Origin of the sequence: Pseudomonas sp. BYT-1 (assembly GCF_023611805.1) — a bacterium.
Taxonomy (GTDB): domain Bacteria; phylum Pseudomonadota; class Gammaproteobacteria; order Pseudomonadales; family Pseudomonadaceae; genus Aquipseudomonas; species Aquipseudomonas guariconensis.
In genome coordinates this window covers 3,470,536-3,490,775 of the sequence record NZ_CP072559.1, presented here as the reverse complement: position 1 = coordinate 3,490,775, position 20,240 = coordinate 3,470,536, and the positions used below count along the sequence as shown (strand labels likewise).

The following is a 20,240-nucleotide window of genomic DNA, read 5'->3' as shown; positions in this document are numbered from 1 at the left end:
TGACTTCTACAAATACTTGAGCCAGGCAATGTCACGTCGCCGCGCCTTGAGGCGGGCGAAGCTGCGCACCGGCAGGTACAGCGCAATGGCCAACAGCAGGGCGACCAGCCAAACCGCGCCGATGCCGTCGAAGCCGAAGTAGTCACCCTGGTTCAGCCCAAACAGCGCGACGCAAGCGAGGTACAGCAGCTTCAACACATACAGGTGCAGCAGGTAGAAGAACATCGGCGCGGCGCCGAACACCGCCAACGTACAGATCCAACGGGCGCTGCCCGCGCGTTCGAAGCCACGCAGCACCAGCAGGCCGATGCCCAGGGTCAATGCCAGGAACAGCAGCGATGGTGGGTACTTGGTGATGTTGAAGACACTCATCAGCGTCTGCGTGGCGGTGGGGTAGCCACTCCAGGGCGCCTCGCCGTAGCCATTGATCATACGCAGCACGGCGAAGCCGAGCAGGGCAGCGGCACCTGTGAGCAGCAGTCGCTGCTGGCGCTCACGGGCATCGCTGCCACGGCCGAACCATGGGCCCAAGCCATAGCCCAGGGCGATCACGCCGATCCACGGCAGCACAGGATATGAAGTGCGCAGACGCAAGTCCTCGGAGACCACCAGCCAACCACGGTCATGCAGGATCGCCCACGGCACGTGCAGGGCCGACTCTGGCCCGAAGTGCAGGCCATCGAGCAGGTTGTGCCCGGCGACGATCACCAGGCCCAGCGCCACCAGCGCAGGCCGCGGCAGCCATACCAGCAGCGACAGGGCGATCATGCTCAGGCCGATGGCCCAGATCACTTGCAGGTAGATCACGCTCGGCGGCAGTTGGAAGGTCCAGGCGAAATTGACCAGGGTGAACTCGAGCGCCACCAGGAACAGCCCTCGCTTGAACAAAAACACCGCCGCAGCGCCTTGGCCCTGGTGCTTTTCGCCGTAGAGCCAGGCCGAAAGCCCCGTGAGCAGCACGAACACCGGTGCGCACAGATGGGCCAGGGTGCGGCTGGCGAACAGGCCGGGTTCGGTCGTGTCGATGTTCATCGGATCGCCGACCTGGTGATGCAGGAAGAACGTCTCGCGCACGTGGTCGAGCAGCATGAACAGGATCACCAGGCCACGCAGGGCATCGATGCTCTGCAGGCGCTGGGTGGTTTGGGTAAGGGCGGGAGTGGCACTGGTCATGGGCGAGGAGATAATCAGTATGAATGAAACGTTATCTTATAACGTAAATTCATGCCGTGGCTATCGCCTGGTTGATCGGGACTCCAAGCAAGCCCGCGCGAGGCGGGCGTGCTTGGGGGCGTTTGAGTTCACCGCCCTTGCGGCATCTCTCCCTTCGCCAGGCGTGCATTGATGTCGGCGATGACCTCAGGCAGCTCGGCGATGGTGTCGATCAGATAATGTGGACGCGAGCCTTCGAACAATCGACCGATGCGCAGGCGCTCCTGCGCCAGCCGGTCCGCCGGCAAGGCCTTGTACTGGGCGTAGGTCAAGCCCAAGGCATTGCCCGAGCAGGTGAGGGCGACAGTCCACATGCCGGCGCGCCGGCCCTCGAGAATGCCCGGCCAGGTGTCGTCGACCTTGACGCACGCCGCGACGTCCTCGATGCCCAGCGCAATCACGTTGGCCAATGCCTGGGCCGGGTGAGGGCGGCCATTGGGGACTTCATCGGTGGCCACTACATGGTCGGCTTCATAGCCGTTGGTCTTGGCCAGGGCAACGACCTTTTCCATCACCACCGCCGGATAACCGGAGCACGAGCCGATCTTCAGGCCTTGCGCACGCAGTTGCATGATGGCTTCCAAGGCGCCTGGAATCAGCGCCGAATGCTCGGCGATCTTCTCGATCTGCAACGGCATGAAGCGGTTGTAGATCGCCGTCACGTCCTGGTCGGTGGGGTAGCGGCCAAAGGCCGCGTGATAGCGCTCGGCGATCTGCGGCAGGTCGCACAGGGTGCGGATGTGGTCCCACTTGCCCATGCCCATCGGGCCGCGTGCTTCTTCCAGGCTGACCTCGACGCCGAATTCGGCGAACGCCTCGACGAAGATCTGGGTCGGCGCGAAGGAGCCGAAATCGACGACGGTGCCGGCCCAGTCGAGCACGACAGCCTGCAGTTTGCTGGGGGTGTGATAGTTCATGGTGTTCTCCGGTGAGTGAAATTCAGGGCGTACGAAGCCAGCCCGCACGCGGCGGGCGGCAGGCAAGGCGAAGCATCAGTGCGGGGCGTTGGGAGCGGTGCTGGCGTCGAACAGCTCGCAGATGATCGGCCGGTTGCGACGAATGCCCAGACAGCACAGGTAGTAGCTGATGTGGAACGGGTCTTCGGCGAAGGCGATCGAGCGCGTGCCGGGGCGATCGGCATACTCCACCGCAGAGACGAAGCCAATCCCGATGCCATGGACCACTGCATGCACGATCGCCTCGCGGCTGTTGAGTTGCATCGCGCAGTCGAGTGTCACGCCGTGCGCCTGGCAACCTTCCTCCACCAGCTGGCGTGTGCGCGATGCCGGCTCGCGCAACACCACACGCTGATCGGCGATCTCCTGGACGCTGATCCGCTCGCGCTGGGCCCACGGATGGTCGTCGCGCACCACCGCGAGGATCGGGCAGGTGCGATACAGCTGGGTGCTCAGGCGATGGTCGAATTCCGACAGAGCGAGAATCGCCACGTCGATATCGAAGTTGTACAGCCGCTCCAGCGTGCCAGCTTCGCTGGTGAACGAGGTTTCCAGCTCGATGTCCGGATACTGCTGCATCAACGAATAGGTCAGGCTCATGGCGATCGGCGGCGAGACGGCGCCGATGCGCAACATACCCTGCTTGCGCTGGGCAAAGCTCTGCAGCAACTGCAGGGCTTCGTCCTCCTGGCCGAACAACCCTTGCGTGATCTCGTACAACTGCTGTCCGGCAGGGCTGAGCTCGATGAAGCGACCGCGACGATGAAACAGCTCCACCGAGAAGCGTTTTTCCAGGCCGCTGACCTGCTCGCTGATGGTCGGCTGGCCGATGTTGAGCAGCGTGGCGGCCTGGGTGAAGCTCCCGCTCCGGGCAACGGCATGAAACGAACGCAACCACTTGTGGTACTGGTACATGGAGCCTCTCGGTCAGGGGCGCGCGGGCAATGACGGGCATCTTCACACCCTCAGCGCCGGACGAACAGGGCGACCAGGGCACTGCAGGCGCAGGCCGTGGTGACGACGATGAAGATCAACGACGTGTTGCCGGTCGTGTCCAGCATACGTCCAATCAAGGGTTCGGCCAGGCCTGCAAACAGATAAGACGAGAAATTCATGATGCCGGTGGCGGTGCCGGCCCGGCGTGCGCCGACAAGGTCCGGGCACAGCGCCCAGAAACTCGACGCCGGCCCGTAGACGAAGAACCCGCACAGGAACAGCGCCAACAACCCCATCGCGCTGTGCGCCGGCAGGCTCCACATCCACAGGCTGGTCAGGGCGCCCAGTACCATGTAGAGCATGATCGCCAGGTAGCGCTTGCTGCCGAACAGCCGGTCCGAGACCCAGCCGTTGCTCAATGCCCCGACAGCCATGCCTACCGGCAGAGCGACGGTGATCCACTTCGGATCGATGAAGCTGTCACCTTTCTGCCAGTTGGCGCCCAAGAAGTGCACGGGCACCCAGACGATCAGCCCGTAGCGCGCAGCGTTCTGGAAGCCCAGCGAAACAGCGGCCACCAGCAGGCGCGGGTTCTTCAGCACGGCCAGGTAGCGTTGCCGGGAGGTTTCCTGGTCGGCGTGGTCGGCTTCGTTCGCACGGTCCGCCGCATTGGCCACACCTGTGTCTGACAAGGGCTCGAAGCCCATGTCCTGTGGCCGCTCGCGCGCCACCAGGTAGAACACGATGCCACCGGCGAGCATCAGCAGCACCGGCAGGCGGAAGATCCACCGCCACTCCAGGTGCAGCACATCGATGACCACCACCGAGGTCACATACGACAGCACCGAGGCGCAGCCTGCGGCGAACACGTAGAAGCCATAGACCTTGCCGCGTTCTCCTGCGCCCCACCAGTTCGACAGCAGGCGGCTTCCCGGTGCCCAGCCCAAGGCCTGGAAGTAGCCATTGACGCCCCAGGGCAGGACCAGGCTGAACAAGCCTCCGGCAAAACTGGTGACCCAGTTTGCACCGCAAGACAGCACGGCCCCCAGGCTCATGATGCGGCGCCCGCCGAACTTGTCGGCGAGGTTGCCATTGATCGCCTGACCGATGGCGTACATCCACAGCATGGCGCTGGAGGCCCAGCCGAGGGTTTCCTTGCTCAGGCCGAACTCGGCCTGGATGCCGGGGATGGCGAATCCAAAGGTCTGGCGACCGGTGTAGAAGAACAGGTAGCAGAACATCGCCGCCAGCAGCATGCGCCATTGGGCGACGCGAAAAGGCGAGGTTCCGGTCAATGGGCCAGACAGGGTTTGTGTACGGTTCATGACGGTTTTCCTTCTTGTTCGTAGGCGCCGCCGTGAGGCACGGCGGGGCGGCACGCTTGTTCGGTGCAACAGGAAAGGGCGGCGGCGCTGGCCACCGGGGTCTGGACGCGTATCAGGCGGCGTGCGAGCCGATGAAGTTACGGCCGCGTGCGCCCTGCATGGCGAAGTCGATCATCGCTTCGGCCTCGGCATCCGTCACGCCGTAGTCCTCGAACTCGGTCTTGACCCCCAGCCGGTGAAGAAACCCACGCAGCTGATGCTGCGCATCGGCCAGGTCATTGCCGAACACCTTCTTCAGGGCTTGGTCACGTCCGGCGTCGCGCCCCCAGGCAAGGCCCAGCACCAAGGGCAGGGTGAAGGAGCAGGCGATGCCGTGAGGCAGACCGTGGCGCAGGGTCATTTCGTAGGAGATGGAATGGGCCAGGGCAGTCTTGGTGTTGGAGAAGGCCATGCCGGCCTTGAGCGCAGCCAACGCCATGCGCGCACGAAGTTCGCGGTTGCCCAGATCCTGCTCAAGACGCGGCAGGCATTCGAGGATGTCTTCGATGGCCGAAATGGCGAAAGTGTCGGAAATCGGATTGGCGTTGTGGTTCCAGATCGATTCCAGTGCGTGGGACAGCGCATCCAGTCCGGTGGAAACCGTCACCGCCGCAGGCACGCTGAGCATCAGGTCAGGGTCGATCAGCGCCACCTTGGGCCAGGTGCACGCCAGGTGCAGGGAATATTTCTTCTGCTGCGCGGCATCCCACAAAGTCGCCCAAGGGGTCACTTCGCTTCCAGTGCCGGCGGTGGTGGGCGCGGCGACCAGGGTCTTGCAGCGCGCAGGGGTGAACGGTTTGCCACTGGCCAGCAGTTCCAGCAATTCGTCGAAGCGCCCAGAGGCGGTCCCCACGATCAACGCCTTGGCTGTGTCGATCGCGCTACCGCCACCCAAGGCAAGCACGGTGTCGCACTCGGCGTTGACCTGCCAGAAGCGCTCATGGACCGTGCGCAGCCAGGCGACATCGGGGTTGGGCTGGACGTCGTCGATCACGCACACCAGCCGCTCGCCGAGCAGGCCGCGCACGCGTTCGACCAAGCCCAGTTGCGCGGCTTCGGGGAAGGTCACCAGTGCGACTTTGCCCGGGCAGAGCGCGGGCAGGCGTTCCAGGCTGCCACTGCCGAACACGGTGGCGACAGGGTTGTGGAAGAGAGCGGGCATGGACAGTTCCTTGTTTTTGTTGTTGAACGGTGCGCCCATGCTCGGCGGCTTGCGGTTTTCGTTCCAATCGATTGATCGCAGGTAGCTATCGGGTGGGCCGATAATGGGTACGCTCCATCGTGCGCCACCCGACCCAACGCGGCCTTACTGCATCACCGCCACCTTCTCCTCCATCATGCGGACCAATACCACGTTCTCCACGGGTTCACTGAGCAAGAACCCTTGCACTTCATGGCACTGGTCATCGCTGAGCAAGGCCAGTTGCTCGGCGGTCTCGACGCCTTCAGCGGTCACTGTCATGCCCATGGCGTTGCCGAGGTTGATGATGGCCTGGACCACACTGCGGTCGCTGCCGCTCTTGCCCAGGGACTGAACGAAGCGCTTGTCGATCTTGATGCTGTCGAACGGGTAGGTGCGCAGGTAGCCCAGCGAGGAGTAGCCGGTGCCGAAGTCGTCCATGTTCAGCCGCACCCCCAGCTCCTTGAGCGCATGCATGGTGTGCAGAGCGCCTTCGACGTCATTGAGCATGACGTTCTCGGTGATCTCCAGCTCCAGGCGGTGGGCAGGCAGGCCAGTGGCCCGCAGGGCATCGCCGACGTCCTGGACCACATCGGAGCGGCTGAACTGGGCCGGTGACATGTTCACCGAGACCATCACCGCCTGCGGCCATTCCCTGGCCTTGGTGCACGCCTCGTGCAGCACCCAATTGCCCAGCAGCACGATCAGGTCCGATTCCTCGGCCAGGGCAATGAAACGATCCGGTCGCAACAGGCCGAGCCGGGGGTGTTGCCAGCGCACCAGCGCCTCGACCGAGGCGACCGATATCCCGTCGACCTTGAAGCGCGGCTGGAAATGCAGCACCAGTTCCCCGCGTGGTATGCCCTCGCGCAGTTCGCTTTCCAGCACACGTTTGTCCAGCAGCGCCGCATTCATCTGCGCCGAGAAATAGCGCCAAGTGTTCTTGCCTGCCTGTTTGGCGCTGTACAAGGCCACATCAGCGTAGCGGATCAGGTCGCTAGGGGTGCCGGGGTATTCGGCTGACAGCACCACGCCTAGGCTGACGCCGACATGAACCACATGGCCTTCGACCTGCATGGGGCGCTTGAGCGCTTCGATCACCCGCAGGCAGAAGCGGTCCATGTCCTCTCGATCTCCGGGGTGCGTCAGCACGACGATGAACTCATCGCCCCCCAGCCGGGCCACCAGGTCACTGTCCCGGGTGGCCTGGCCAAGGCGCGCAGCGACCTCGATCAGCACCGCATCCCCGGCAGGATGGCCCAGGCTGTCGTTGATCGGCTTGAAGTTGTCCAGATCCAGCATCAGCACCGCGACCTGGCGCGTCTCCCCGCCCGGACCTGAGGGCTCGAGGAAGCGGAACAGCTTGTTGCGGTTGGGCAGACCGGTGAGTGCGTCGTGCAACGACAGGTGTTGGATCTGAGCGTGGGCAGCCACTTCATCGGTGATGTCGCTGCAGGTCCCGCGAAAACCGGTACAAGCGGCCTGGGCCATGGTCGCTCGCGCGGCGATGCGGCAGATGCGTTGCTGGCCCAGGTGATCCTGGTACTGGCAGCGCAAGGTGCCGGAAGCGCCGGTCGCCGCCAGGCCGTGCAGCCAGGTTGCGAGCTCGCTGGTGTCACAGGACAGCAGCTCGGTGATCGGGCGCTGCAACCAGGCCTCGACGGTATGCCCGGTCAGTTCGGCGAAGCGCGCCGAGAGGTAGGTCAGGCGCAGGTGCGCGTCGGTTTCCCAGATCCAGTCCGAGGCGGCTTCGGCTACGGCCTTGAAGCGCTCTTCGCTGGTCTGCAACGCGTGCTTGGAGGCCGCCAGGTCGCGATGGCTGCGGTCGATGCCGGCGCTTGCGCGCATCGCATGGCGGGCAAACAGGGCCATGGCCAGGGCGATGAGCAGCACCGCGATGGCCAGCGGGACGATCACGGTCTTGATCAGTTCGGTGCCGGGTTGGGGAATCTGCCAGGTCAAGACATGGCCGCTGCCTTCGAGCGGCAGCAGGCCTCGCCCGGTAGGGTCGCTGGCCGTGTCGCTCACGGCAAGGCCGGTCAGCCCTACCGATCGACCCAGCGGGGCGAGTACCGCGGGGGTGAGGATGCGGACGAACACCATCACGGTGGTGGGCTCCGGCACGTGATGGGGCAACGCCTGCGGGCGGATCAACGAGGCTGCGAACACCGCAGGCTGGCCGCGGAACAGCAAATAGCCCGAGGCTGCCTGCTCGGTCTGCGCAGCCTGGCGGGCCAGGAGCAGGACCTTGCCGGCACTGGCGCTGTGCTGCTCGAATCCCGCATCGCTCAAGCGTCCGTCGACCATAGCGTAGTGGGTGCCGTCATCGTTGAGTACGAATACGCCGTCATAGCCATCGGCGGTGTAGAGCGTGGCGCCGACATTGTCTTCATCGTAGGCCCAATGGCTATCGACCGGCCCGGCCAGGTGGTCGTAGGCGGCTTGCCAGTTGGCGTGCGTCAGCAAAAACGTTCTGTCGTTCTTTTGCAACTGGGTCATGGCGGACTCGGCGTGGAAGCGGCTTTGCTCCACCTCACGCGCATCCAAGGCCCCGGCGAGGCGGTACAGCGAGAACAGCCCCAGCACCAAAGCCAGCAGCAAGACGGAGGAAAACACCACGATCAGTTGGCGGACCACATGACTACGGGGCGACAGGCCATTGTCAGCAAGCACGTCCATTCGTTCACCATCGCTGCCAGGGGAATGCAAGGTTGACCGGGTGCGGGCGCGGGAGGTCGATGCAGCTGACGACCGGTGGTCTATCCAGCCAGCGACCGCCGCTTTGCCAGCGCCGACAAAGTGCACGCAGGCGTCGTTGGCAGCTATGGGATGTTCGTCGCCAGGTCGGGCAGGCTCCCCGCACCACTCGATAATCCCGAAATTCACTCAGGAGACGGTCGTGAAGCTGGAAACGCGAAGTATCGAGTTTGTCCCTCACGCTGAACGCTATGGCACACCCAGGCGGTTGTTCACCATCTGGTTCAGCTCCAATTTCCAGGTGACCGCCCTGATGGTCGGTACGTTGGGCATCGCCGCAGGCTTGAGCTTTGCCTGGACGCTGCTCGGCCTGCTGATCGGCAATCTCGTCGGCACTATCTTCATGGCCGCGCATTCGGCCCAAGGGCCGCATCTGGGCGTGCCGCAGATGATCCAGAGCCGGGCACAGTTCGGTGTCTACGGCGCGGCGATTCCGTTGCTGGTGATGGTGGTGGCCGCTGTGCTGTTCCTGGCCGCCAGCGGTGTACTGATGCGCGATGCCTTGAAAGCGCTGCTACCGATCAGCGACGACCAAGCCATCGTCCTGGTCGGTGTGTTGACCTTCGTCATCGGCTTCGTCGGCTATGAGCTGATCCACCGACTGGGCGCCTGGATGAGCTTGCTGTCCACGCTGGTGTTCGGTGGCGCCCTGGTGCTGATCCTGCTGCATCCCGGCCAGGCGTCGGCGAATGCCTCGGCCACTGGCGCGTTCTCCTGGACCGCTTTCAACCTGGTGGTAGCGCAGGCGGCGTCATGGACGCTGGGATATGGTCCCTACGTGGCCGATTACTCACGCTATCTGCCGGCCAACGTGAACACCCGCACCACATTCTGGACAACCTATTCGGGTTGCGCGCTAGGCTCCTTCGCCATGATGGCCCTGGGCGCGTTGCTGGCCGTCGCGATTCCGACAGCCCTTGGCCTGAACCCGGCCACCGCGATCGCCACGCTGTTCGGGCCTTCGGCGCCGATGGCGCTGGGCGTGATTGCGCTTGGCGTCATCCAGTACAACGTGCTCTGCCTGTACAGTGCCTACATGTCGTCGGTGACGATTTTCGGCGCTTTCGGTGGGCTGCGATATGTCACCCCCACCGCCAAGGCAGTGGTGATGGCGGTGCTGACCCTCGCCGCCACGCTGATCGCCATTGCCACCCAGTACCATTTCGACACCTTCTTTGCCGACATCCTGATCGGGCAGCTCTACCTGTTGATCCCCTGGAGTGCGATCAACCTGGCGGACTACTACTGGGTGTGCCGCGGTCACTACGACGTCGCTGAGCTGTACAACGCCAAGGGCCGCTACGGACGCTTCAATCGCCGGACCCTGGCGGTGTACGCCGTCTCGATCATCGGCACCATTCCGTTCATGAAGCTGTCGTTCTACACAGGCTTCGTCGCGAGCTGGCTGGACGCGGACATCAGCTGGGTGGTGGGCCTGGTACTGGCGGGGGCGCTGTATTGCATGGTCAACAGCCCATCCTCGGTCAGGCAAGGTCAGTTCCCGTCCTCGGTGCCGGAGTAACTGGCTAGTCGGCTATTTCGATAGGCTGAAAACCCAACACGCCCGCAGGAAGCGGGCTTTTCATCCCTTGCGGGGCGTCTTGGCAGCGGGCATGTGCAAGTAAGCCATCACGCTTTCGGTCAACTCTGTCGCCAGCTTCACCGCTTCCTTGTTGCGCGCCATGACGCCGGCCACCAGCCCCTCGATCAATGCCAGCACGGCAATGTTGGAGCTGGTCAATACCGGATGATCGGCGGGCGCGAACAATACATGGTCAGCGATGGCGGTGAGAGGGGAGGCGGGCGAGTCGGTAATTGCCAGCACCGTGGCGTTGCGCTCGCGAGCAAAGCGAGAAAGCTGGAGGGTGTCCTGGGAGTAGCGCGGCATGGAAATCGCCAGCAGCACGTCTTGCTCGGTGATTGCTGCCAGACGGTAGGCGGCGTTCTCGTTACCGCCTTCCATGCTGATGGCGCAGGCATCCTTGCAGAACGGCACTAGCGTCGAAGCTGCGAGTCCGGCCATGTAGGCGCTGTTTCCGAAGCCCAGCACATAGATTTTGCGTGCCGAGATCAGCCGGCTGACGAAGGCTTCGAACGCATCGGCTGGATTGTTGCTATCGGTGCTGGCCAAGTTGCTGCCGGCACTTTGGATCTGCTCATGCAGGCCGAAGTCTCCGCTGGGCCGCTGGGCTAGCTCGTTGCGGAGTTTGTCTACGGGCGAGACCATTTGCTGCAAGGTGGCCACCAGCTCGGCTTTCATGCCAGTGTAGCCGCCCAGGTCCAGGGCCTTGGCCAGGCGATTGACCGCAGCAGGCGAGGTCGCGGTGGCCTGGGCCATGTCTTCGATGGTCAGGGTCGCCGCTTTCAGCGGGTGGCGCAGAATGTAGTCGGCGACCTTGCGCAACGACGGTGGTAGGTCGAGCAGTTGCTGCGACAACTTGCGCATGACCGGCGAGGCATAGACGGTATTGTTCTTCGATTTGCTCGGCATCCGGCGCAAGCTCCCTGAGTGATTGGCCGTAGTCTATCTCAAGGCATTCCCCGGCCACAGCCGGGGCGCTCGTGCGGAGTTACTTGAGGCTGCCGGCAAGAAACTGCTGCAAGCGTTGGGACTGGGGACGTGCGAGCACCTCCTGAGGGGCGCCGCGTTCCAAGGCCACCCCCTGATGCAAGAACAGCACTTGGTTGGAGACCTCCCTGGCAAAGCCCATCTCATGGGTGACCACGACCATGGTGCGGCCTTCCTGAGCCAGGTCCTGCATGACCTTTAGCACCTCGCCGACCAGCTCCGGGTCGAGCGCCGAGGTCGGCTCGTCGAACAGCATGACCTCCGGCTCCATGGCCAGGGCCCGTGCGATCGCCACGCGCTGCTGCTCGCCTCCGGACATGTGTGCTGGGTAGGCGTCACGGCGATGGCTGACGCCGACCTTGTGCAGGTAGTACTCGGCTTTTTCGCGGGCTTGCTTGCGGTTCATGCCCAGGACATGCACAGGGGCTTGCATGACGTTGTCCAGGGTGTTCATGTGCGACCAGAGGTTGAAATGCTGAAAGACCATGCTCAGCCGTGAGCGCAGGCGCTGCAGTTGGCGAGGGTCGGCGGCGCGCAGACCGCCACGGGGGCAGTTGCGCAATCTCAGTTGTTCGCCATTGACCAGGATCTGCCCCGCATTGGGTTGCTCGAGCAAGTTTATGCAGCGTAGGAAGGTGCTCTTGCCGGAGCCGCTGGAGCCGATGATGCTGATCACATCGCCCGCCTTGGCCTGCAGCGAGACGCCTTTGAGCACCTGATGGCTGCCGTAGCTTTTATGCAGGTCCTGAATTTCCAGTTTGTTCATCGATGGGTACTCGTTGTGTCAGTCGCTGAGCAAGCGACCTTGGCGAATGGGCGTGCTACCGGCGACTTTGGCCAGCCACAGACCTGGTTGGGCGAAGCGCAGGCGTTCGCGGGCATAGAGAATGCCGTCAGTGGTGGCCCTGACCACGCTGTGACGATCGCTGAGCGGATCGATCACTTCGAACAACGGGTCCCCGACCTTCACCTGCGCCCCCAGTGGTTGCAGATAGCTGATCACGCCGGGATGTTCGGCATAGGCGTATTGAGCGCCGGCAAAGGGTGTGGCTTGGCAGCAGTGGCTTGGCGCATCGGGCCATTGGCCGCTGATCAGTCCCTGATCGGCGAGGTAGGCAAGGATGTGCTCGGCGTTGGCCTGGCAGAGTTCACGTTCGGTATCGGCCATGCCGCGCAACTCCACGGTGGTGGCGATACAGGCCAACGGGATGTTGGCCTGCTCGAAGTGCTTGGACAGCTTCGTCCAAGGCACCGCGCAGGCTTCGTCGAATGCGTTGCCGCCGGCGTCTTCGGCCAACAGCGCCACCTGCACCTCCAGGCGTGCCGCCAGAGCGCGCAGACGTGGCCAGTTCTGCGGCAATGCATACAGCAACATCACCGACTCGAAATCGCAGTGCAGGTCCAGCACCACATCGGCGTCGCACGCGTGTTGCAGGAGCAAGCGACGAAGACCGTCGAGCTCCGACTGCGCGGGGGGCATGTGCTCGAGAATATCGAGCATGGTGCGGCGAATGATGGCTACGTTGGCCTCGCCGTCCTCGCCCAGCAGGCCCTCCAGACGTTCGACCAGTGCTGTGGTCAGTTCCGGAAAATCGCGGTTGAAGTTCTTGCCGCTATTGAACTCGAAACGGCCTTGGTGTGTGGCCTGGAACATCTGGCCGATTCCGATCGGATTGGCCAGTGGCACCAGTTCGATCACGCCCTTGAGCCGGCCTTGGGCTTCCAGCTCGGCCAGGCGGGACTTCAAGGCTACCGCCACGCGCATACCCGGCAGTTCGTCCGCGTGCAGCGAGGCCTGGATATAGGCTTTGCGCGGGCCGTTACCGAAGCGGAACAGGCTCAGGGTGCGTTGGGTACCGCAGGCACTCCAAGGCAGGATATGGTCGATTTGCTGCATGGATGCTCCTCAGTGCTTGCGTGGGGCCAGGTAGGTCAACCAGCGGCGTTCGGCCAGCTTGAACAGGCGCACCAGTAGAAAGGTCAGGACTAGGTAGATCAGCCCCGCGGTAATGAAAGCCTCGAACGGCAGGTAGTAGCGCGCATTGAAGGTCTTGGCCGCGCCGGTGATGTCTACCAGCGTGACGATCGACGCCAGGCTGGTGGTCTGCAGCATCATCAGCACTTCGTTACTGTATTGCGGCAGGGACCGGCGCAGGGCCGAGGGCAGCAGGATGCGCCGGTACAGGGCGAGACGCGACATGCCCATGGCACGTGCGGCTTCGACTTCGCCCCGTGGGGTGGCCCTCAGGCTACCGGCCAACAACTCGGCGCTGTAGGCGCTTGTGTTGATGGCGAACGCCAGGCAGGTGCAGAAAGTCGCGCTGGACAGGTATGGCCAGAGCAGGCTCTGACGCACAAGCTCGAACTGAGCCAGGCCGTAGTAGACCAGGAACAACTGCACCAGCATCGGTGTGCCGCGAATCACGTAGGTGAAGAGCCAGGCCGGGAAGCGCAGCAGATATAAGTTCGACACGCGCATCAGCGCCAGCGGGATCGCTAGCGCCAGGCCGCAGGCCAGGGAAACCAGCAGCACTTTCAGGGTCAGCGCGATGCCGCTTAGGTACAACGGTAGGTTCTGCCAGATCAGGTGATAGTCAAGCATGATGCAAACCTTCCCTTCACAGGTCCGCGGCTTTGAAGCCGAACGAGTAACGGTTTTCCACGCTGCGCAGGATCCACAGCGACAGGCTGGTCAGCAGCAGGTAGAGCCCTGCCACGGTGAGAAAGAACGTGAACGGTTCATGGGTCGCATCGGCCGCGTTCTTGGCCTTGAACATCATGTCCTGCAGGCCGATCACGGAGATCAGCGCGGTGGACTTGGTCAGCACCAGCCAGTTGTTGGTGAAGCCCGGCAGCGCCAGGCGCACCAACTGCGGTACGCTGATTCGCCAGAACACCTGCAGGCTGCCCATGCCATAAGCGGCACCCGCTTCGGCCTGGCCCTTGGGTATGGCGAGAAAGGCCCCGCGAAAAGTCTCTGAGAGATAGGCCCCAAAAATGAAGCCCATGGTGCAAACCCCGGCTATGAATGGGTTGATGTCGATGTACTGCTCGTAGCCCAGGACCAGCGCCAAGCGGTTGACCAAGTCCTGGCCGCCATAAAACACCAGCAGAATCAAGACCAGGTCAGGAATGCCGCGCACCACCGTGGTGTAGACCTCGCCCAGTGCTGCCAGCCAGCGCAGCGGCGACAGCCGGCAGGCGGCGCCGATCAGACCAAGGCCGATGGCCAGTGCCATCGCCATCAGGGCCAGGCTGATGCTCAACCACGCGCCATCGAGAATGCTCGATCCATAGCCGTGAAGCATGATGTAAGTCCTCGTTAGCCGGCGCTATTGGCCATAGATGTCGAATGGGAAGTACTTGCTTTGCACCTGCTGGTAGGTCCCATTGGCACGAATGGCTGCGATGGCGGCATTCAATCGCGCCAGATTGGCGTGATCGCCTTTGCGCACGGCGATCCCCGCGCCCCGACCGAAGTAGCGTGGGTCGCTGATGTCCGGGCCGACCAGTGCGAAGCCTTGGCCAGCGGGCGTCTTGATGAAGCTCTCTTCGGTATTGACGATGTCCGCCAGGGTGGCGTCCAGCCGGCCGGCCACCAGATCGAGGAAGGCTTCGTTTTGCGAGGCGTAGCGCAACACCTCCACACCCGCGCTTTCCAGTTGCTCGGTGGCGAAGCGGTCATAGGTAGAGGCACGCTGCACGCCGAGCTTTTTGCCTTTGAGGTCGTGGACCGGATCGGTTATCTGGCTGCCGGCCTTCATCGCGAACTTGCCGGGGGTGTGGTAGTACTTGTCGGTGAAGTCGACCGACTTGAGCCGATCTTCAGTGATCGACATCGACGACAACACGGCGTCGATCTTGCGTACCTTCAATGACGGAATCATCCCGTCGAACTCTTGGATCACCCACTGACATTTGACCTTCATCTGCGCGCACAGGGCGTTGCCGATATCGTAGTCAAAGCCCGCCAGCTCGCCTTCGGGCGTGCGGTAAGCGAAGGGCGGATAAGCCGCCTCGATGCCGATGCGCAGGCTTCCTTCATCGGCCTGAGCCAAGGCGCTGCAGGCACACAGCGCCAATGCGCCTAGAAGTCCGGTCTTGTTCATATTCTTGTCTCCGGTGGATAGGGCGTTACCGGCCTGCCTCTTTGCGGGGTGCGGCTCGGTGCGAAGAGAAAATGACACGTTTAATTTCACAAATCAACGATCGTGAAAATAAAAGTATCAGTGCCTGATTGCGCAAAGCGCACGCCTAAGACTGTCGCGTCTTACTCATCGAGGAGGTTGTGTGGAGAACACGGGGAATCGCATTTCGAGCACCAGTGCAACATCGTACGGACAGGTGCCGATAGATTTCCTGCAGAGCCTAGCGGCCCTGCAAGGCGCTTATTCGCAGCTGTTTGTCGCAGACAAGGGACTTGCACACGCTCGCCACGCACGCCAAGGCCGCAAACGCAACGCCGGCCCACAGCGCCAGAAAAGCGCCCTGGGCGGAGTACACCTGGAAGAACCCCGCCACCAACGCCGCGCCCAATACCTGCCCGAGCATTCGCATCGTGCTCGACAGGCCGCCCGCCCCACCGCTGCGCTGCGGTGCGATCGACGAAATCATGTCGCGCATGTTCGGCGACTGGAAGAACCCGAACCCCGCGCCACATACGGCCATGCGCAAGGCGATGTCCCATGGCGCGGGCGAAGACGGTAGGGTGCAGAGCAGTATCAGGCCGATCCCCAGTATGCCCATGCCCATGGCGGTGAGTTTGCCGGTCGCGTAGCGGTCCGAGAGCCTTCCAGCGATGGGGGCCATGAGCGCGGCCATGGCAGGCCAAGGCGTGATCAGAAATCCGGTCTCGACCTGGGAGAGCCCCCACTGGTGCTGCAACATGAAGGGCAGGGCGATGAACGCCAGGCTCTGCGCCGTGAGCGACGCCGCAGCGCTGGCGGCAGACAGCGCGTAGAGCGGCTGGCGCAGCAGGTCAAGAGCAAGGATGGGCGCGGGATGACCGGCCTGGCGCCGCAGCAATAGGCACAGGCAAAGCCCGGCGAGCACCGCGCTGCCCAGCGTGACGCTCCATGGCCCGCCTTGGGCAAGGCCATTCACGGCATACACCAGGGCAGCAAGAAACAGCGCGCAGAGCCCTGCGGCCATGGCATCGAATGCCCGCGCGCTGGTAGGGGTGGGCGGCAGCGAGCGCAGGCCGAGAAACACGCCGACCAAGCCCACCGGGACATTGATCAGGAACAGCCAGTGCCAGCTGGCAAGGCTCAGGATCAGTGAAGCCACGCTCGGTCCGGCAGCCAGCGAGGCGCCCACGACCAGCGCATTGACCCCCATGCCGCGCCCGAGCATGTGATTGGGAAAGACGAAACGCGTCATCGCCACACCCACACCCAGGATCCCGGCGGCGCTCAAACCTTGTACCAGGCGACCGACCAGCAGCCACTCGAACGACGGGGCCAGGCCACACAGCAGCGAGGCCAGGATGAACAGCACCAGGCCCGCCATGGAGATGCGCCGGTAGCCGACGATGTCTCCCAGCGAAGCCAGTGGCAGCAGGGCGGCGATCATCGCCAGGTGATAGATGCTCACCACCCAAATCGATTGGGCGTCGGTGGTGCCCAGGTCGGCGGCGATGGTCGGCAAGGCCGTGTTGGCGATCGCCGTTTCCAGGTTGGCCATGGCGATGTTGAGCATGATCGCGATGACGGCGATGAGCCTTTGAGGTTTTGGCACCCCTTCGCCGGGGGGCGGCAGGGTGGTCTGCTTGAAGGCGAACACGGCGAGACTCTTGGCAGGGACTGAACGAGGGAGGCGGCAAGGCGCCTGGCACATACTAGGAAATGTCACCCGGCGCTTGAAATTAAATATCGGCATCCTGGGCAGTGAGAATTCGAATCGGCCAACCCTGTGGCGCATGCTCGATGGCATGGGGTCTGAAGCGCGCTAATGGGCCTTTCCTTACATCTTGTGCCGAGAGTCCTGTTGTTATCGGTAATTTTGCAGGCATAGGATCGATCCGCAGTGCATTCAAGGAGACGCATCCATGCAAATCACCCGCAGCATCAGTACCGTCGAAGTCCACACCGGTGGCGAGCCGTTCCGTATCGTGACATCCGGGCTGCCGCGCATGCCGGGCAAAACCATCGTCGAGCGCCGTGCCTGGTTGCGGGAAAACGCCGATGACATCCGCCAGGCCCTGATGTTCGAGCCTCGCGGTCACGCCGACATGTATGGCGGCTACCTTACCGAACCGGTTTCGCCCACGGCGGACTTCGGCATCATCTTTCTGCACAACGAGGGTTACAGCGACCACTGTGGTCACGGCACTATCGCACTGGCGACGGCAGCGGTCGAACTGGGCTGGGTCGAGCGTACCGAGCCGGAAACGCGTGTGGGTATCGATGCCCCTTGTGGCTTCATCGAAGCGTTCGTGAAATGGGATGGCAAGCACGCCAACGGCGTACGCTTCATCAACGTGCCGTCGTTCATCTACAAGCGCGATGTGACCGTCACGACCCCAAGCTTCGGTGAGGTCACAGGGGACATCGCCTACGGTGGCGCCTTCTATTTCTACACCAGCGGCGCGCCGCATGGCCTGGAGATCCGCGAGTCCGCGGTGGAGACACTGAAGCAGTTCGGCGCGCAAGTGAAGCAGGCGGCCAACGCTGCATTCGCTGTGGTGCATCCGGACATCCCGGAAATCAACCATATCTACGGCACCATCATCGATGGCGCGCCGCGTTTCGCTGAGTCCACCCAGGCCAACTGTTGCATCTTCGCCGATCGCGAAGTGGACCGCTCGCCGACCGGTTCAGGCACCAGTGGCCGGGTCGCGCAGCTCTATCTGCGCGGGCTGCTGGGCAAGGACGAGGTGTTGGTCAACGAGTCGGTGATCGGTTCGGTCTTCACCGCCAAGGTCATCCAGGAAACCACCGTGGGCGACATTCCAGCGGTGATTCCTGAAGTATCGGGCAACGCTTACATCTGTGGGTTTTGCAACTGGATCATCGATGATCGCGATCCGCAGAAGCACGGCTTCCTCGTGCGGTAATGAAAGGGCAAGAGGTCGCTTTGCTGGGGCACCGCTCTTGCCTCCATACGGGTGTTGCTTTAGAGGTCTGAAGTCTGTCGAATTATGACTTGGACGGTCTTGGTGGGGGAGGCATAGGATGACGGCCACTGGAGTTCACAACTGACTCCCCTCATCAGGAAAGACATCAATGAGCCTCAAATCGCTTATCGCCAACCCACTGGGCTTCGGCACCGCACCGCTTGGCAACATGTTCCGCGACGTACCCCAAGACGAGGTGCAAGCCACCGTCGATGCCGCCTGGAACAACGGCGTGCGTTACTTCGATACCGCGCCGTTCTACGGCGCTGGTCTCTCCGAGTCGCGTCTGGGCGATGCCCTGGTCGGTCGTCCACGTGACGAGTACGTGCTCAGCAGCAAGGTCGGCCGGATCATCCTCGACGAACTGGAAGACCCCACCAGCCGCGAGCTGGGCGAGAAGAGCGGCCTGTTCGAACACGGCAACCGCAACCGCATCGTCAACGACTACAGTGCCGATGCCACCCTGCGTTCGATCGAAGACAGCCTGCGCCGCCTGAAGACCGACCGCCTGGACATCGTCTGGATTCACGACATCGCCCAGGACTTCTACGGTGACGAGTGGCTGGAGCGTTTCGAGACGGCCCGCAAAGGCGCCTTCCGCGTCCTCACCCGCCTGCGTGAAGAGGGCGTGATCAAGGCCTGGGGCCTGGGTGTGAACCGCGTCGAACCGATCGAACTGACCCTGGATCTTGACGAGCCGCAACCCGATGGCTTCCTGCTCGCCGGCCGTTACTCGCTGCTCGATCATGACCGCGCTCTGCAACGTGTCATGCCGCAGGCGGTCGAGCAGGGCGTCGGCATCGTCGTCGGCGGCCCCTACAGCTCTGGCGTGACCGCCGGTGGCGAGCACTTCGAGTACCAGAAAGCCACCCCAGCGGTACTGGCCAAGCTCGAGCGTATCCGTGCTGTGGCGCGTGCCCATGGCGTCGAGGTCAAGGCCGCCGCCTTGCAGTTCGCCCTGGCTCACCCGGCTGTGGTCGCGGCCATTCCTGGCTCTACCCGCGTGGCGCACGCTAACGAAGACCATGCCGCGCTGAGCGCAGTGATCCCGGCGGCGTTCTGGAACGACCTGCGTCAACAAGGCCTGATCAACGCCCTGGCACCGGTTCCGGCCGCCTGAGCATGACGGGGCAGGGCTGCGCCGCAGCCCTGTCAACATCCGCGCCGCGCGTGGCCGATGGGGCACGCGCGGCGTTTTCATGCGTTGAGCGTGCCGCGCGTTGTAACTCGTCGTCCTCTCGGTGTGGAGCGTTGTAATGCCAGGATGGCCCGTGCAGGCGCTTCTTTCACAGGGGAAAGCGTGCTTGCGCGCGTGGTAAGGTCCAACGCATCAATCAACGAGGAGCCAACATGGATCTAGGTATCAAGGGCCGCTGGGCCATCGTCTGCGCCGCCAGTCAAGGGTTGGGCAAGGGCTGCGCCGAGGCCCTGGGCGGCGAGGGCGTCAACCTGGTGATCAACGCCCGCACTGCCACCACCCTGGAGCAGGCGGCTGCCGAACTGCGTAGCCGCTTCCCGGGCATCGAAGTCCGCACGGTCGCTGGCGATGTGGCCGAGCCTGCGGTGCGCGAAGCCCTGCTCAGCGCCTGCCCGCAGGTCGATATCCTGGTCAACAACGCCGGTGGCCCACCACCAGGCGATTTCCGGAACTGGGATCGGGAAGACTGGCTCAAGGCCTTGGACGCCAACATGCTCACGCCCATCGAGCTGATCAAGGCCGTGGTCGATGGCATGGCCGAGCGCGGTTTTGGACGGGTGGTGAACATCACCTCGGGCGCGGTGAAAGCGCCGATCGATATCCTGGGGCTGTCCAATGGTGCGCGCAGCGGCCTGACCGGTTTCATCGCAGGGCTCGCCCGCCAGCAACGTCTGGCCGGGCGCAACGTGACCCTGAACAACCTGCTGCCAGGCGCCTTCGACACCGCTCGCCTGCAAAAGACCTTGCAGGCGGCCAGCCAGGTCAGCGGCGACCTGCAGGCAACCACCCAGGCACGTCGCCAGGCAATCCCGGCGGCGCGGTTCGGCGATGCCAAGGAGTTCGGGGCGTACTGCGCCTTCCTGTGCAGCGTCCATGGTGGCTATATCACCGGGCAGAACCTGCTGATCGACGGCGGTGCCTACCCGGGCACTTTCTGACCTAGCACGCCTGGGC

At 63.3% G+C, this 20,240-nt stretch carries 17 protein-coding genes; 4 read left to right on the top strand and 13 right to left on the bottom strand.

The features are described from left to right. Positions 1–6: 6 nt before the first annotated feature. The 6 genes from J5X93_RS16180 to J5X93_RS16155 form a co-directional block, all read right to left on the bottom strand. A complete protein-coding gene (locus J5X93_RS16180) occupies positions 7–1,173 on the bottom strand; it encodes an acetyltransferase domain-containing protein (RefSeq protein ID WP_182942894.1) in 1,167 nt (388 codons plus the stop codon). A gap of 128 nt (positions 1,174–1,301) precedes the next feature. Next, positions 1,302–2,129 carry a phosphonoacetaldehyde hydrolase gene (gene phnX, locus J5X93_RS16175; protein ID WP_102081495.1) on the bottom strand — a complete coding sequence of 276 codons (828 nt, stop codon included), beginning with the start codon at positions 2,127–2,129 and terminating at the stop codon, positions 1,302–1,304. A 75-nt stretch (positions 2,130–2,204) separates the two neighbouring features. After that, positions 2,205–3,083, bottom strand: a complete 879-nt coding sequence (locus J5X93_RS16170) for a LysR substrate-binding domain-containing protein (protein WP_070571198.1) — start codon at positions 3,081–3,083, stop codon at positions 2,205–2,207. A 50-nt stretch (positions 3,084–3,133) separates the two neighbouring features. Further along, on the bottom strand, positions 3,134–4,429 hold the full coding sequence (locus J5X93_RS16165; RefSeq protein WP_043208955.1) for an MFS transporter: 1,296 nt from the start codon (positions 4,427–4,429) through the stop codon (positions 3,134–3,136). A gap of 112 nt (positions 4,430–4,541) precedes the next feature. Then, positions 4,542–5,630 (bottom strand): iron-containing alcohol dehydrogenase PsrA, encoded by a 1,089-nt coding sequence (psrA, locus tag J5X93_RS16160; RefSeq protein WP_090344861.1) that lies wholly within the window; start codon positions 5,628–5,630, stop codon positions 4,542–4,544. A gap of 144 nt (positions 5,631–5,774) precedes the next feature. After that, on the bottom strand, positions 5,775–8,327 hold the full coding sequence (locus J5X93_RS16155; protein ID WP_090344685.1) for a bifunctional diguanylate cyclase/phosphodiesterase: 2,553 nt from the start codon (positions 8,325–8,327) through the stop codon (positions 5,775–5,777). A gap of 220 nt (positions 8,328–8,547) precedes the next feature. Here J5X93_RS16155 and J5X93_RS16150 point away from each other — a divergent pair, with 220 nt between their 5' ends. Next, on the top strand, positions 8,548–9,927 hold the full coding sequence (locus J5X93_RS16150; RefSeq protein ID WP_043208950.1) for a purine-cytosine permease family protein: 1,380 nt from the start codon (positions 8,548–8,550) through the stop codon (positions 9,925–9,927). 60 nt (positions 9,928–9,987) lie between these two features. Here J5X93_RS16150 and J5X93_RS16145 read toward each other — a convergent pair whose 3' ends face one another. The 7 genes from J5X93_RS16145 to J5X93_RS16115 all read right to left on the bottom strand — a co-directional run bounded on the left by J5X93_RS16145 (position 9,988) and on the right by J5X93_RS16115 (position 16,755). Then, positions 9,988–10,896 (bottom strand): MurR/RpiR family transcriptional regulator, encoded by a 909-nt coding sequence (locus tag J5X93_RS16145; protein ID WP_043208948.1) that lies wholly within the window; start codon positions 10,894–10,896, stop codon positions 9,988–9,990. 79 nt (positions 10,897–10,975) lie between these two features. After that, positions 10,976–11,740: an ABC transporter ATP-binding protein gene (locus tag J5X93_RS16140; protein ID WP_182942896.1), complete on the bottom strand. Its 765-nt coding sequence runs from the start codon at positions 11,738–11,740 to the stop codon at positions 10,976–10,978. Between the two features lie 18 nt (positions 11,741–11,758). Further along, entirely contained in the window at positions 11,759–12,871 is a 1,113-nt protein-coding gene (locus J5X93_RS16135; RefSeq protein WP_182942898.1) for a succinylglutamate desuccinylase/aspartoacylase family protein, read from the bottom strand. A 9-nt stretch (positions 12,872–12,880) separates the two neighbouring features. After that, positions 12,881–13,576 (bottom strand): ABC transporter permease, encoded by a 696-nt coding sequence (locus J5X93_RS16130; RefSeq protein ID WP_290446781.1) that lies wholly within the window; start codon positions 13,574–13,576, stop codon positions 12,881–12,883. A gap of 16 nt (positions 13,577–13,592) precedes the next feature. After that, positions 13,593–14,282: an ABC transporter permease gene (locus tag J5X93_RS16125; protein ID WP_043208939.1), complete on the bottom strand. Its 690-nt coding sequence runs from the start codon at positions 14,280–14,282 to the stop codon at positions 13,593–13,595. Between the two features lie 24 nt (positions 14,283–14,306). Next, positions 14,307–15,083, bottom strand: a complete 777-nt coding sequence (aotJ, locus tag J5X93_RS16120) for an L-arginine-binding protein AotJ (RefSeq protein ID WP_043208937.1) — start codon at positions 15,081–15,083, stop codon at positions 14,307–14,309. A 259-nt stretch (positions 15,084–15,342) separates the two neighbouring features. Continuing rightward, positions 15,343–16,755 carry an MFS transporter gene (locus J5X93_RS16115; RefSeq protein ID WP_331370866.1) on the bottom strand — a complete coding sequence of 471 codons (1,413 nt, stop codon included), beginning with the start codon at positions 16,753–16,755 and terminating at the stop codon, positions 15,343–15,345. A 265-nt stretch (positions 16,756–17,020) separates the two neighbouring features. On the opposite strand from J5X93_RS16115, the gene lhpH reads away from it, so the two are divergent. From lhpH to J5X93_RS16100, 3 genes are all read left to right on the top strand, one after another. After that, positions 17,021–18,028, top strand: a complete 1,008-nt coding sequence (lhpH, locus tag J5X93_RS16110) for a trans-3-hydroxy-L-proline dehydratase (RefSeq protein ID WP_182815410.1) — start codon at positions 17,021–17,023, stop codon at positions 18,026–18,028. Positions 18,029–18,197: 169 nt separating this feature from the next. Further along, complete coding sequence (locus J5X93_RS16105) at positions 18,198–19,208, top strand: aldo/keto reductase (protein WP_090344693.1); 1,011 nt, start codon at positions 18,198–18,200, stop codon at positions 19,206–19,208. A gap of 230 nt (positions 19,209–19,438) precedes the next feature. Beyond that, complete coding sequence (locus J5X93_RS16100) at positions 19,439–20,224, top strand: SDR family oxidoreductase (RefSeq protein WP_043208929.1); 786 nt, start codon at positions 19,439–19,441, stop codon at positions 20,222–20,224. The last annotated feature ends 16 nt before the right edge of the window (positions 20,225–20,240 follow it).

Excerpts from the sequence above, each read along its gene's own strand:
- J5X93_RS16125 (WP_043208939.1), bottom strand. The coding sequence starts at position 14,282 with ATGCTTCACGGCTATGGATCGAGCATTCTCGATGGCGCGTGGTTGAGC.
- J5X93_RS16155 (WP_090344685.1), bottom strand. The coding sequence starts at position 8,327 with ATGGACGTGCTTGCTGACAATGGCCTGTCGCCCCGTAGTCATGTGGTC.
- J5X93_RS16180 (WP_182942894.1), bottom strand. The coding sequence starts at position 1,173 with ATGACCAGTGCCACTCCCGCCCTTACCCAAACCACCCAGCGCCTGCAG.
- psrA (WP_090344861.1), bottom strand. The coding sequence starts at position 5,630 with ATGCCCGCTCTCTTCCACAACCCTGTCGCCACCGTGTTCGGCAGTGGC.
- J5X93_RS16145 (WP_043208948.1), bottom strand. The coding sequence starts at position 10,896 with ATGCCGAGCAAATCGAAGAACAATACCGTCTATGCCTCGCCGGTCATG.
- J5X93_RS16140 (WP_182942896.1), bottom strand. The coding sequence starts at position 11,740 with ATGAACAAACTGGAAATTCAGGACCTGCATAAAAGCTACGGCAGCCAT.
- J5X93_RS16130 (WP_290446781.1), bottom strand. The coding sequence starts at position 13,576 with ATGCTTGACTATCACCTGATCTGGCAGAACCTACCGTTGTACCTAAGC.
- J5X93_RS16100 (WP_043208929.1), top strand. The coding sequence starts at position 19,439 with ATGGATCTAGGTATCAAGGGCCGCTGGGCCATCGTCTGCGCCGCCAGT.
- aotJ (WP_043208937.1), bottom strand. The coding sequence starts at position 15,083 with ATGAACAAGACCGGACTTCTAGGCGCATTGGCGCTGTGTGCCTGCAGC.
- J5X93_RS16165 (WP_043208955.1), bottom strand. The coding sequence starts at position 4,429 with ATGAACCGTACACAAACCCTGTCTGGCCCATTGACCGGAACCTCGCCT.
- phnX (WP_102081495.1), bottom strand. The coding sequence starts at position 2,129 with ATGAACTATCACACCCCCAGCAAACTGCAGGCTGTCGTGCTCGACTGG.
- J5X93_RS16135 (WP_182942898.1), bottom strand. The coding sequence starts at position 12,871 with ATGCAGCAAATCGACCATATCCTGCCTTGGAGTGCCTGCGGTACCCAA.
- lhpH (WP_182815410.1), top strand. The coding sequence starts at position 17,021 with ATGCAAATCACCCGCAGCATCAGTACCGTCGAAGTCCACACCGGTGGC.
- J5X93_RS16105 (WP_090344693.1), top strand. The coding sequence starts at position 18,198 with ATGAGCCTCAAATCGCTTATCGCCAACCCACTGGGCTTCGGCACCGCA.
- J5X93_RS16170 (WP_070571198.1), bottom strand. The coding sequence starts at position 3,083 with ATGTACCAGTACCACAAGTGGTTGCGTTCGTTTCATGCCGTTGCCCGG.